The following is an 11574-nucleotide window of genomic DNA, read 5'->3' as shown; positions in this document are numbered from 1 at the left end:
CAACCGCTGCATGCGCTCGATGTAGGGCGAACGCTTCGGCGGCTCGCTCGCATCGAGCAGCGAGGCCTGCTGGTTGTTCACCAGGAACACGCGCGCGGGGTCCGTATAGCCCGGGCCCAGCGGGCGAACACTGCGCGTCGTAACGCGGTAGTCGGCGTAGGCCGATTCCAGCGTGTTCAGCGAGGGGCCGCCAATGTTCCAGGCGACGAGGGCAGCCGACGCCATCGCCGCCGTCGCAGCGCGTATTGATCGCCCGCTGACCAGTGCATGGATGCCCGCCGCCAGGCACAGGACCGCGCAGCACAGCGCGACGGCGGCCGACACACCGGCAAGCTGCATCACGCCCAGCGAGATGACCAGCGCCCCAAGCACCGAGCCCGCCGTCGATGCGGTCAGCGCGACTGCGCTGGCGGCGCCGGCGCGGTCGCGCTCGATCAGGTTGGCCATCAGCGGCACGGTCTGTGCAAGCAGACACGCCGGCGGGCACACGACGGCGGCGATGAAGACGATGAACGCCGCCCCGGAGTTCGGGATCGCCGCGAACAAGACTTGCACGAAGGAAGTCGACAAGCCCACCCCGGCGAGGCCGGCGGCGATGAGGAAGTTGGCCTGCATGCGGGCACCGAAGCCGCTCTTGATGCGGCCGCCGGTCCAGTAGCCGAGCGTGAGCGCGAGCAGGAACATGGCAATGGTGGGAGCGGTGACCGTGATCGCGCTACCCATGTGTGGCACGAGCCGGCGCAGCGCGATCACCTCGATGCCCAGCGACGCGAAGCCCTCGACGAAGACGAGGAGCACAAGCAGGCGCGCGCTCATGTCGCCGCCGTCGTGTGCGCAGGAACCGCCGGCGAGCCCTGATGGATCGCGCGCGGCAGCGGCGGCGGCTCCTGCTGCGTCTGCATGTCCCAGGTCCACCCCGCTGCCCGCTTGGCGAGGGCCTGTTGCTTCAGCGCGCGGTCCCTGTCGATCATGAACGGCGTGACGATGTCCAGTGGGGTTTCCGCGTCGCCGGTGTCGAGCAGCACTGCGTTCGGAAACGTCGCCCCCTGCTTCGACTCGAAGCGCAGTGGCTTGAGGAAGCGCCGTTCCTGGCGTACCAGGTCGTCGATCAGCAGTTGCTCGTATGGGTGATCGAGCGGGATCCATGTCGACGACAGCATCACGAGGGTCGCGGTGTCGACGAAGTACACGCCCTCGCGCTTGGCGTAGATCAGCCCGCAGAAGAGAAACCTCAGCCTCCACGGGTCGGTTTGCCCCGACTGCTCGGCCGAGCGCCCGTGGGCCCAGGCCTCGTACTCGCACTCGAACACCTTCTTGAAACGCTCGCCGGCGTTGCGCTCTATGTAGAGCGGGCAGTCGGGCATGTGGCGCAGCACGATGCGGTAGTCGACGTCGGTGGCCGCAAATTCCTTAAGCTCGCTCATCACGAGCATCAGCTTGAACTGCACGTCCTCACCGGGCGACAACAGCACGGCCATCGCGCGCATGCGGCGCTTCGCGATGGTCGTTGCGTCTTCGAGTGAGAACGGCTCGGGGATCAGAAGGATGTCGGCCAGGCGCGCGCCCTTCGTCTCGATCTCGTGCGCCGCGGCCATCAGGTGCTTGCGTACGACGTACCAGCTTCGCTTGCCGTGCATCCGCGGGTACCAGCGGTTGAAGCCGGCGCGCTGCAGCAGCAGGTGCACAAGGCCGCGCAGCCCCAGGCGGCGCCGCGGAGCGGCGACCTCGGTGCGAACGGCCGTCGGATCACCGGGGGCAACCGGCCGGCCGAGCCGACGCGTGAGCGGGAAGTCGAGCCGTACTTCGACTCGATCGGGCGCGCGCTCGATGATGGCGTCGCCGAGCACCTCGCCGAGGCCGGACTGGTTTGGCGGCGGTTCATACGACGGGCACGTCGGATGGTGGCGATGTCCAGTGTCGGGCAGCCGCTTCACGACGAAGTGCTGGTACTTCGCGATGTACATCGGCACACCTTCCCGCCGGCAAAGGCACCGCGGCTTCTCGTCCGTCGCATAGGCGTCCTCCAGAGCCTGCTGCCAGCAAGCGTCGCCGGGTCGCAAACGGGTCTTGCCTACGAGATATTCGGGATCGAGGTCTGCCACGATAGCCGGTGTCGTGATACGCAAGGTTCGGGACGATGCAGGATCAATCCCATTGGTTGAGGATCCTGAAGAACAGCGCCACAGGTCAACGCGGAACCAGCCCCCGCTTCGGCTCAGATGTGACGTTGACGAGGGCAACGGCCAGAGGACAGCATGTGCCAACGCGAAGAAACCGTCGCGATGTGAGAATCGGTTCTTTCGGCCCTTTGCCGTCGACCCCTCTTGAGCATGGCTCGCCATCGCGGCGAATTGCCGATTCGCCGGGCGCCATCAGACCGGAGTTCCCTGAACAAGCGTCCCTGTGCGAGTTGCACGAGGACGCCTGGCGTTCGCCCGCGCCGCTGGCGAGCCGCCGTGCCGGAAGCCTTGCCGATGTTCCCCTCTGCCGCTCCCATTCCGCGAGTGGGGACCCACCGGGTCTCGTTCCTCGTCTTGCACCATCCCGCACTAGGGGATGCCGCGCTGCAGGAGTCAGCATCATGAGCGACTCCAGCCCATTCCTGGATGACGCTGATCTGAAGCGCCTGACCGGACGATGCCAGAAGTCGCGCCAGATCGAGTGGCTGCGCTCGGCCGGCATACCCTTTCGCATCAACGCGACCGGCCACGCGGTGGTCCTGTGGTCTGCCTTGCAAGGGAAGGACGTCCGGGCGCCCGAGGGTTGGCAGCCCAGGGCATTGGAGGCGTGATGGGCAGGAAGCCGACGCGATGGACGAACCTGCCTCGAGGCATGCGGGCACGTCCGCGCGGCAGGCTCGTCCACTACTACCTCGACTCCGGGGGCAAGCCGCGCAAGGAGATTCCACTCGGGTCCGACTACGCGCGCGCTGTGCAGAAGTGGGCGGAGCTGACTTGCGTGAAGCCACCCGCAGTCGCTGCGGGCACGTTTGCCGAAGTGCTGGAGCACTACTGGAAGAACGTGATCCCGACAAAGGCGCCGCGCACACAGAAGGACAACGAGGCGGAGAAGGTCTGGCTGCTCAGGTTCTTCAACGACCCGCCCGCACCGCTCGATGCGATCGAGCCGGTGCACATCCGCAAGTACCTGGACTGGCGTGCCAGGGAAGCGAGAAAGGCCGCCGAGGCGCGCAATGCCGAGCGGCGCAAGGACGGCAGGCCCGCAATACCGATCCCAGCCAAGTACGGACAGGTCCGTGCGAACCGCGAGAAGGCGCTCTTCTCGCATGTATGGAACTACGCCCGTGAACACGGCTTCACCAAGGCACCCAACCCGTGCCAGGGCATCAAGGGCTTTCGGGAGGAAGGCCGCGATGCCTATGTCGACGACGAACTGCTGGAACGCGTGATGGAGCATGCGGGACGCCCTCTCCAGCTTGCACTCCGGCTCGCGCATCTCACCGGACAACGGCCAGGCGACGTGCTGCGCATGAGTGAGACCGACGTCGCCGACGGCATCCTGCGCGTCAAGCAGGGTAAGACGAAGGCCAAGCTGCGCATCGTCATCGAGGGCGAGCTCAAGGTGCTGCTCGCTGAGCTCGCCGCCTACAAGGCGGCCCGGACCCCGGAGTCGAAGGTTCGCGCCCTGCAGCTGCTGGTGAATGAGAAGGGTGAGCGCCTGACCGCGGCCATGTTGCGCAAGCGCTTCGACAGTGCACGCGATGCGGCCGGTATCGACAAGACGGCTTTCCAGTTTCGCGACCTGCGGGCCAAGGCCGCCACCGAGACCGATGACGTCTCGGGTACGAGAGGCGCACAGGCGCTGCTGGGCCACACCACCGAGTCGATGACTGCCGAGTACATCCGCCACAAGGCGGGCCGCAAGGTCAAGCCGCTGCGGTGATTTTGCGGAAGTGTTCCGCAAAAAAGAAAGGCATGTTGGCAACCACTATCGCCAACATGCCTGTGTACTTGGTGGGCCCTGAGTGACTCGAACACTCGACCTACGGATTAAGAGTCCGCTGCTCTACCAACTGAGCTAAGAGCCCCACGCTTTTCGTCGTTCGCCTGGTGGGTTGTGCAGGATTCGAACCTGCGACCAACGGATTAAAAGTCCGCTGCTCTACCGACTGAGCTAACAACCCGCGAAGCCTAACATTATAGCCAGGCTTTCGCAACCGGATCAAGCACCACGGGCGAGTCTGCCGCCTTTCGCGATGCGAGGGTGTTCAGCATGTCGCCGGCAGCGGTGAGCCCGAACACCGCCGTCACCGCCACCGACGATCCATAGCCGTGGCAGTTGAGGCTGCTGTCGATGTCGCAGCTCTCGCCGCTGTCGGTCACGGGCCGCATCACCGGCTCGCGCGAGAACACGCAGCGCACGCCGATCGGACCCTTGCGCGCTGCGCCATGCTTTTGCCGCAGGCGCTGGCGCACCGACGCCAGCAACGGGTCATGCGTGGTTTCGGCGAGGTCGGCCACCTCGACCGCATGAGCCGAACGCTTGCCGCCGGCCGCGCCCACCGCCACCAGCGGTACGGCATGCTGCAGGCACCAGGCTGCGATGGCCGCCTTGGCCCTCACCTGGTCGCAGCACTCGAGCACGCCGTCCAGTGCGCCACCGCCGAGCAGCAAGGCGGCGTTCTCCTCCGTGGCGAACTCGTCCACCGCAGCCACCTCGCAGCCGGGGTGGATCTGCGCGATGCGCTCCTTGAGCGCCAGCACCTTGGCTTGGCCCAGGGTGCTGTCCAGCGCATGGACCTGACGGTTGATGTTCGACTCGGCAATGTGGTCGAGGTCGATGAGCGTCAGCCCGGCCACGCCGCTGCGGGCCAGTGCCTCGACGGCCCAGGACCCGACCCCGCCCACGCCCACCACCGCGACGCGGGCCCCGCGCAGAGCTCGATAGCCGGCGTCACCGTAGAGGCGTCTCAGCCCGCCGAAGCGTCGCTCGAGGTCTGCCTCCAGAACGGCAGGGTTGGCTGGTTGTTCGGAAAGTGTGCTCATGCGTTTGTCATGCGGCGCGCAGCAGTCGCCAGGTCTGAAGCTTCAGCGCCGCGACTGCCCCCACGAGAATGCCCGCCAGTGCTGTGAAACTGGAAAGACCGAGCGTGGAGACACCGGAGATCCCCTGGCCGATCGTGCAGCCCATGGCGGTCACGCCGCCGATGCCCATGAGCGCCGCCCCCGCCAGATGCATCGCGGTGTCCTCCGCATCGCGGAAGCCTTCCCAGCGGAAGCTGCCCGCCGCCAGTGCCGCGACGGCGGAACCCACGACCACACCCGCGGTGGACACGATGCCGATGGTGAGCGCCTTGCTCTTGTCGCTGAAGAACACCCACCAGTCGATGGTGTAGGCCATGGGTGCCACGAAGCTGAACGACTCCATGCGCTGCGAGTTGGTGGCCAGGAAGGCTTCCTGCAGCGTGTCCGGGTCCTCGGCCACGTAGCCCAGGCGCCCGGACACCCACCAGGCGCCCACGATCACGAGGCCGATGCCGAGCCCGCCGAGCAGGTTGTCGAACGAGCGAGCACTTTGCGGCAGCAGCGCCCAGGCGACGCAAAGGCCGCCCACCGCCAACCCCAGCATCCAGGCCAGGGTCTGCCTGCCCTGCCCGAGCACCGGCGCGAGAAGCGACGGCAGGTCCTGCGAGGCCGGCAAGGTCACCGCCACCGTGTCCACCGTGGCCACGCGCAGCACCGCGGTCACGCCCTTCAGCGTGGCCCAGGCCGACACGCCGAGCACGACGAACACGACGAGCGACTTGAGGTTGCCGCCGCCGATGCGCACCAGCGTCTTGCTGCCGCAGCCGGAGCCCAGCACCATGCCGAAGCCGAACATCGCACCGCCCACCAGCGCCGAGAGCCAGATCCAGCGCGGGCCGCCGTAGAGGCTCTTGCCGGCGTCGACCCAGCCGAGCCCCACCATGGCGTTGAATCCGATGATGGCCACGCCCATGGCCAGCACCCACATGCGCATGCGGGTCCAGTCGCCCATGGTCACGATGTCGGCCACCGCCCCCATGGTGCAGAAATGCGTGCGCTGGGCCACTGCGCCAAATACCACGGCCAAGGCAAAAGCGGCCCAGAGAACCTGGGCCGCGATATCAGCGAGAGGGGCTGCGTCCGGCATGCCCGAATTCTAGGCAGGCCGTGCCGCGCGAGCCCGCGACGCAGGCAACTACTTCAGCGAGGCCAGCCGCTCGCGGCCTGCTTGCGCGGCTTCGGACTTCGGGTAGGCCTTGAGGAGCTCGTCGAGCGTCTTGCGGGCGGTCTTGGGGTCCTTCAGCTCGACCTGGCAGTTGGCGATGGAGAGCAAAGCCTCCGGTGCACGCGGATGGTCGGGAGACGTCTGCACCATCGAGCGAAATGCATTGATCGCTTCCTTGTACTCGCGCCGGCCGTACTGGGCATTGCCCAGCCAGAACAGCGCCGAGTCGTTGAACCCGCTGGCCGGGTACCGGCGGGTGAAGGCGGCCAGCGACGCGGCCGCGCCGGCAAAGTCGCCCTTGCGCAGCACCGCGATGGCCTCGTCGTACTGGCGCTTCTCCTCGGGGTCGGCCAGGAACTCCTTGCCGTCCACCGAGACCTTCTGCGGCTCGAGTTTGCGCACACGGTCGTCGAGGCCTTGCTGCAGGTCGTTCTGCCGGCGCTGCAGCTCGGCCACGTCGCGGGCGAGCTGTTCGTCCTGCCCGCGCAGCTTGGCCATCTCGGCGCGGGTCTGCTCGAGCTGCGCGTTCAGGTCGAGCAGGCTGCGGCGCAGCTGGCTGAGCTGCTCGGCCAGCTCGGCCTGGCGGGCCCGGCTCTGCTCGTTGCCCTGATCGATCTGCTTGCGCAGGTCGAGGATGGCGCGCCTGGCCTCTTCGTCATCGAACAGGCCCGCCTGTGCGGCGGGCAGCATCAGAGCCGCGGCAGACGCGATCGCGATGCCGCGCAGGCCACGCAACAACATTGCCGCGCTCACGATCAGCGGTCCTTCAGTTCGGCGCGGCGGTTCTTCGCCCACGACGATTCGTCGCTGCCGGAAGCGGCCGGACGCTCTTCGCCGTAGCTCACGGCCTCGACCTGCCCGTCCTGCACGCCAAGCAGCGTGAGCGACTTCACCACCGCTTCGGCACGCTTCTGGCCGAGCGCGAGGTTGTACTCGCGACCGCCGCGCTCGTCGGTATGGCCTTCGACCATGACGCGCTTCTTGCGATCGGAGGTGAGCGTCTTGGCGTTGCCTTCGACCACCGGGCGGAACTCGTCCTTCACGACAAAGCTGTCGAAGTCGAAATACACCACGCGCCCCACGGCAGCGGCATTGTCCTGCCGGCCCAGGTCGACACGGGCGACCTGCGACTGGTTCGTCTGGCCGCTCGTCGCGCCGGCACCCGGGGCTGTGGTGGACGTGGCAGTGCGAGATTCCACGGGGGTCTCGTCGAGTTTCACGCTCGAGGCGCAGCCAGCCAGCACCAGCAGCGCCGCCAACGGCGCCAGGCTTCGAATTGCGGTCATGATTTCTCTCCTTCTACTCATTGCGAAACGTGCCTGTGCGGCACTCTAGTCAACGCCCAAACGGGCCCCAAACGGGTTCTCTCATGTCTGCCTGCGGGGCAGGCAGAAGCGCCTTGATCTTGCCGTCCACGGTGGTGGTCATCAGAACGTCGCGACCCTGCAGGCGGGTCGCGTAGATGATGAGCCGGCCATTGGGCGCGAAGCTCGGACTTTCGTCGTCATTTGTGTCAGTCAGTGCCGTTACGGTTCCGCTGGCGAGGTCCATCACATGCAGCCGGAACGCGCCGTTCACCCTCGAGATGAACGCCATGGAACGCCCGTCGGGGCTCAGCGCCGGGCTGATGTTGTAACTGCCTGCAAACGTGATCCGGTCCGGCGAGCCGCCCGTGGCGCTCATGCGATAGATCTGCGGGCTGCCGCCCCGGTCGCTCACGAAGTAGATCGAGCGGCCATCGGCAGACCATGCAGCTTCGGTGTCGATGGCGTTGCTGGACGTGAGCCGGCGCACATTGTCGCCGGTGCGGCTCATCACGTAGAGCTGGGAGATGCCGTCGCGGCTCAGCGTCGCAGCCAGCTGCTGCCCGTCGGGCGACCAGGCCGGCGCGCTGTTGGTGCCGCGGAAGTTGGCCACCGCGCGGCGGGCGCCGCTGGCCACGTCCTGCACGTAGACCACCGCCTTGCGGCTTTCGAAGGAGACGTAGGCGAGCTCCTTGCCGTTGGGCGACCAGGCCGGCGAGATGATCGGCTCGGGGCTCGCCAGCGCCGACTGCGCGCCTTCGCCGTCGGCGTCTGCGATCCACAGCGTGTGGCGGCTGCCGATCTTGCTGACGTAGGCGATGCGGGTGGAGAACACCCCCTTCTCGCCGGTGAGCTTTTCATAGACGTCGTCGGCCACGCGGTGCGCCGCCAGCCGCAGGTCGGCAACCGGCACCGCCAGGGCACCGCCGCCGATGTTGGTGCCCTTCACCACGTCCCACAGCGTGTAGCGCACGTCGAAGCGGCCATCGGCCAGGCGCATCACGGACCCCGCCAGCAGCGCGTCGGCGCCCTTGGCGCGCCAGTCGCCCATCACCGGCTTTGCGTTTTCGTCCAGCGCGATGCCATTGGTGTCGAGGTTGCGGAACAGGCCGCTGCGTTCGAGGTCGGCCCGCACGATGGCCGACACCGGCTGCGGTCCCTTCTGCTCGTCGCGAAAGCGCACGATGCCGATGGGCAGCTGCGTCGCCCCCACCCCCGAGATCTCGACCCTGAACTGCGCCAGCGCACTACCCGCCCAGGCGGCTCCCAGGGCCGCGACGGAAGGCTTGACGAGAAACGAACGACGCGACCAGGCACCACGCCGATGCTGATGATCACTCTGCATGCAGACCCTTCTTGTTGACGACTTGCGCTGATGGTGACCCAAGTCCCCGCTCCAGCATCCACAACTTGAGGTAACGGTAGTAAGTGCCCTCGGCGATGCTGAACGCCACGATGAAACCCATGCGGCCGTCCAGCAGCCCGCCACGCACGAAATACGACCGGACGAATGCCCACAGCCCGTGGCCGATGGCCGTGCCCAGGCCGCCGCGCTTGCCCGCACGCCGCTGGTCGCGCGCCCGGCCGCTGGTGTAGCGGTTCATCTTGTCGAGGCATTCCTCGAGGCTCGGCATGCTGTCGTGCAGCAAGTGGCCGTCGAGGTGCCCGACCTTGCCCGAGCACTGGACAGACTCGTGCACGAGGTCGTTGCTGAACTGCGCCTGGCCGCGCCGGAACAGTCGCAGCACGTGGTCCGGATACCAGTCGCCGTGGCGCATCCACTGGCCGCAGAAGGACGACAGGCGCGACAGGGTGTAGGCCACCGCCCCGCGCTCCTCGCCGCCCTGCACCACGGCACGGATCTGCTCGGCCAGCCGGGGGCTCACCTGCTCGTCGGCGTCCAGGCTGAGCACCCAGTCGCCGCGAGCCTCGGCCAGCGCACGGTTCTTCTGCGGCCCGAATCCCGGCCAGTCGGCCGTCTCGACCACCCGGGCGCCAAGCCGCCGCGCGATGTCGCGCGTGTCGTCGGTGCTGCCCGAATCGACCACGATCCACTCGCTCGCGAAGGGCACCGAGGCAAGGCAAGCCTCGATGCTTGCTGCTTCGTTCTTGGTGATGACGATGACCGACAGAGACATTGAACCGTTCTTGGGGCGAAGCGCGAATTGTAGGCAGCTCTGGCGGCAGCTCCGTGGCCCTGGCGGCGCCGCGCATAATTCGCGGTCCCGGCCCAGGGTCGGGGACCATGAAGCCGCCCCGGCTGCAACCCACCAGAAAGCGGTGGTCAGTGATCCGAGCCAGCATGTCCGCCTCCAGCAATCAGAACCTCCGGAATCTCCTGCGCACCGTCTGGCCGTACTTTTCAAGTGCCCGCTGGGCCTTCGTCGTCGCTGTCCTGGGCGCAGCCGTCGGTGCCGCCACGGAGCCGGCCATGGCGTCGATGATGAAGCCGTTGCTCGACAGCGGCTTCACCCAGGGCACGATCCCGCTGTGGGCGGTGCCGGCCACGATCGTCGGCCTCTTCTTCGTGCGCGGCGTCTCTGGCTTCCTGGTCAACTACGCGCTCGCATGGGCCGCCAACCATGCAACGCTGGGCATGCGCAATGCGATGTTCGCCCGGCTGCTGGACGCGCAGCCGTCGTTGTTCAGCCGCCAGTCGGCCAGCAGCCTCATCAACTCGGTCGTGTACGAGGTGCAAGGCGGCTCGGCGATGCTGGTCAATGCGGTGCAGACGCTCATCAAGGACAGCTTCACGGCAATTGCCCTGCTGGGCTACCTGGTCTGGCTGAACTGGAAGCTGACCCTCTTCATCGGCGTGCTCTTTCCGGCCGTGGCCTTGACCATGCGGATCTTCAGCCGGCGGATGCACCGCATCACCGTGGCAGGCCAGGCAGCGACAGACGAGCTCGCCTATGTGGTGGAAGAAAACGTCCTGGCTTGGCGGCTGGTGCGACTGCACGGTGCTGGAGGGCAGCAGGCCGGCCGATTCCAGCGAGCCAGCAACGCACTGCGGCAGCTGCTGCTGAAAGCCACCGTCGCCGCCTCCACCGTCACGCCGATCACCCAGCTCCTCTCGGCCTGCGCGCTGTCTGCAGTGATCGTCGCGGCCCTGTGGCAAAACAGCGCCGAAGGCGGCACCGTTGGCGGTTTCGTTGCGTTCGTCACCGCGATGCTGATGCTCATCACGCCGCTGCGACATCTGACGGACGTCGCCGGCCCTGTGACTCGCGGCTTGGCAGCCGTGCAACGCGGAATCGACCTGATAGAAGCCACGCCGGTCGAGACCGGTGGCTCGCACGCGCCCGAACGCGCCCGCGGCGAGCTTCAGCTCAAGCACGTGACCCTGCGCTACAAGGCTGACCAGGCGCCGGCTCTGCAGGGCATCGACCTGCACATCCACGTTGGAGAGACGGTCGCGCTGGTCGGGCCCTCCGGCGCCGGCAAGTCCACGCTGGTGAACCTGCTGCCGCGCTTCATCACCCCATCGGAAGGCGAGATCCTTCTGGACGGCGTGCCGCTGCCGGACTGGGACCTCGCAGCGCTGCGCCGCCAATTCGCGTTGGTGAGCCAGGACGTCGTGCTGTTCAACGACAGCGTGGCTGCAAATGTATGCCTGGGCGCCCCCATGGACAGGGAACGCGTCCTCGCGGCGCTCGAAGGGGCGAACCTGCGCGGCTTCGTTGACAGCCTGCCCCAGGGCATCGACAGCCCGATCGGGCACAACGGCAGCCAGCTGTCCGGCGGGCAGCGCCAGCGGCTGGCCATCGCCCGGGCCATCTACAAGGACGCGCCCATCCTCATCCTCGACGAAGCCACCTCCGCACTCGACAGCGAAAGCGAACGGCTCGTGCAGACGGCCCTCGAGCGCCTGATGGCCGGTCGCACCTCGATCGTCATCGCGCACCGGCTGTCGACCGTGGAAGCGGCCGACCGGGTGATCGTGCTGGACCAGGGCCGGGTGGCCGAGCAAGGCACCCATGCGCAGTTGCTGGCACAACGAGGGCTGTTCGCACGCCTGCATGCCCTGCAGTTCAACACCTGATTCCGCACGAAAGACCGT

Annotated in this window: 11 protein-coding genes and 2 tRNA genes; 3 read left to right on the top strand and 10 right to left on the bottom strand. The window is 67.2% G+C overall.

Features of this window, described 5'->3' with window-relative positions:
- Both E8D38_RS10325 and E8D38_RS10320 read right to left on the bottom strand, forming a co-directional pair.
- Nucleotides 1–816, bottom strand: an 816-nt coding sequence (locus E8D38_RS10325; protein ID WP_219851700.1) for a spermidine synthase family protein, incomplete at its 3' end; no start/stop codon positions are given.
- A complete protein-coding gene (locus E8D38_RS10320) occupies nt 813–2102 on the bottom strand; it encodes a DUF1173 family protein (RefSeq protein ID WP_181179026.1) in 1290 nt (429 codons plus the stop codon). The genes E8D38_RS10325 and E8D38_RS10320, both read right to left, overlap by 4 nt.
- 35 nt (nt 2103–2137) lie before the next feature.
- On the opposite strand from E8D38_RS10320, the gene E8D38_RS29480 reads away from it, so the two are divergent.
- Both E8D38_RS29480 and E8D38_RS10310 read left to right on the top strand, forming a co-directional pair.
- Nucleotides 2138–2791 carry a DUF4224 domain-containing protein gene (locus E8D38_RS29480; RefSeq protein WP_425462763.1) on the top strand — a complete coding sequence of 218 codons (654 nt, stop codon included), beginning with the start codon at nt 2138–2140 and terminating at the stop codon, nt 2789–2791.
- Entirely contained in the window at nt 2791–3903 is a 1113-nt protein-coding gene (locus E8D38_RS10310; protein ID WP_140628832.1) for a tyrosine-type recombinase/integrase, read from the top strand. Before E8D38_RS29480 ends, E8D38_RS10310 begins: the two co-directional genes overlap by 1 nt.
- A gap of 69 nt (nt 3904–3972) precedes the next feature.
- On the opposite strand, the gene E8D38_RS10305 is transcribed toward E8D38_RS10310, so the two are convergent.
- The 8 genes from E8D38_RS10305 to E8D38_RS10270 form a co-directional block, all read right to left on the bottom strand.
- Nucleotides 3973–4048 (bottom strand) — tRNA-Lys (locus E8D38_RS10305).
- A gap of 20 nt (nt 4049–4068) precedes the next feature.
- Nucleotides 4069–4144, bottom strand: a tRNA-Lys gene (locus E8D38_RS10300).
- Between the two features lie 13 nt (nt 4145–4157).
- On the bottom strand, nt 4158–5006 hold the full coding sequence (locus tag E8D38_RS10295) for a tRNA threonylcarbamoyladenosine dehydratase (RefSeq protein WP_140628829.1): 849 nt from the start codon (nt 5004–5006) through the stop codon (nt 4158–4160).
- Nucleotides 5007–5013: 7 nt separating this feature from the next.
- The gene (locus tag E8D38_RS10290; RefSeq protein WP_140628826.1) at nt 5014–6132 is read right to left on the bottom strand and encodes a YeeE/YedE family protein; all 1119 of its coding nucleotides are present in this window, start codon (nt 6130–6132) and stop codon (nt 5014–5016) included.
- A gap of 48 nt (nt 6133–6180) precedes the next feature.
- Nucleotides 6181–6963, bottom strand: coding sequence for a tol-pal system protein YbgF (ybgF, locus tag E8D38_RS10285; RefSeq protein WP_342779529.1), 783 nt, complete (start codon nt 6961–6963; stop codon nt 6181–6183).
- Nucleotides 6964–6965: 2 nt separating this feature from the next.
- Nucleotides 6966–7496, bottom strand: a complete 531-nt coding sequence (gene pal, locus E8D38_RS10280; protein ID WP_140628823.1) for a peptidoglycan-associated lipoprotein Pal — start codon at nt 7494–7496, stop codon at nt 6966–6968.
- Between the two features lie 49 nt (nt 7497–7545).
- Nucleotides 7546–8859 carry a Tol-Pal system beta propeller repeat protein TolB gene (tolB, locus tag E8D38_RS10275; RefSeq protein WP_140628820.1) on the bottom strand — a complete coding sequence of 438 codons (1314 nt, stop codon included), beginning with the start codon at nt 8857–8859 and terminating at the stop codon, nt 7546–7548.
- Nucleotides 8849–9652 carry a glycosyltransferase family 2 protein gene (locus tag E8D38_RS10270; protein ID WP_140628817.1) on the bottom strand — a complete coding sequence of 268 codons (804 nt, stop codon included), beginning with the start codon at nt 9650–9652 and terminating at the stop codon, nt 8849–8851. Before E8D38_RS10270 ends, tolB begins: the two co-directional genes overlap by 11 nt.
- A gap of 164 nt (nt 9653–9816) precedes the next feature.
- Between E8D38_RS10270 and msbA the strand changes: the two genes are divergently transcribed.
- Nucleotides 9817–11556 carry a lipid A export permease/ATP-binding protein MsbA gene (gene msbA / locus E8D38_RS10265; RefSeq protein ID WP_140628814.1) on the top strand — a complete coding sequence of 580 codons (1740 nt, stop codon included), beginning with the start codon at nt 9817–9819 and terminating at the stop codon, nt 11554–11556.
- Nucleotides 11557–11574 lie beyond the last annotated feature (18 nt).

The organism is Methylibium rhizosphaerae (assembly GCF_006386545.1).
In the GTDB taxonomy this organism is placed as follows: domain Bacteria; phylum Pseudomonadota; class Gammaproteobacteria; order Burkholderiales; family Burkholderiaceae_C; genus Pseudorivibacter; species Pseudorivibacter rhizosphaerae.
Note: the sequence above shows the minus strand (reverse complement) of the source record. Positions and strands in the feature narration are given on the sequence as shown.

What these genes read in the sequence shown, in the direction of transcription:
- E8D38_RS10270 (WP_140628817.1), bottom strand. Translation starts at nt 9,652, where the DNA reads ATGTCTCTGTCGGTCATCGTCATCACCAAGAACGAAGCAGCAAGCATC.
- E8D38_RS10295 (WP_140628829.1), bottom strand. Translation starts at nt 5,006, where the DNA reads ATGAGCACACTTTCCGAACAACCAGCCAACCCTGCCGTTCTGGAGGCA.
- tolB (WP_140628820.1), bottom strand. Translation starts at nt 8,859, where the DNA reads ATGCAGAGTGATCATCAGCATCGGCGTGGTGCCTGGTCGCGTCGTTCG.
- pal (WP_140628823.1), bottom strand. Translation starts at nt 7,496, where the DNA reads ATGACCGCAATTCGAAGCCTGGCGCCGTTGGCGGCGCTGCTGGTGCTG.
- E8D38_RS29480 (WP_425462763.1), top strand. Translation starts at nt 2,138, where the DNA reads ATGCAGGATCAATCCCATTGGTTGAGGATCCTGAAGAACAGCGCCACA.
- msbA (WP_140628814.1), top strand. Translation starts at nt 9,817, where the DNA reads ATGTCCGCCTCCAGCAATCAGAACCTCCGGAATCTCCTGCGCACCGTC.
- E8D38_RS10310 (WP_140628832.1), top strand. Translation starts at nt 2,791, where the DNA reads ATGGGCAGGAAGCCGACGCGATGGACGAACCTGCCTCGAGGCATGCGG.
- E8D38_RS10290 (WP_140628826.1), bottom strand. Translation starts at nt 6,132, where the DNA reads ATGCCGGACGCAGCCCCTCTCGCTGATATCGCGGCCCAGGTTCTCTGG.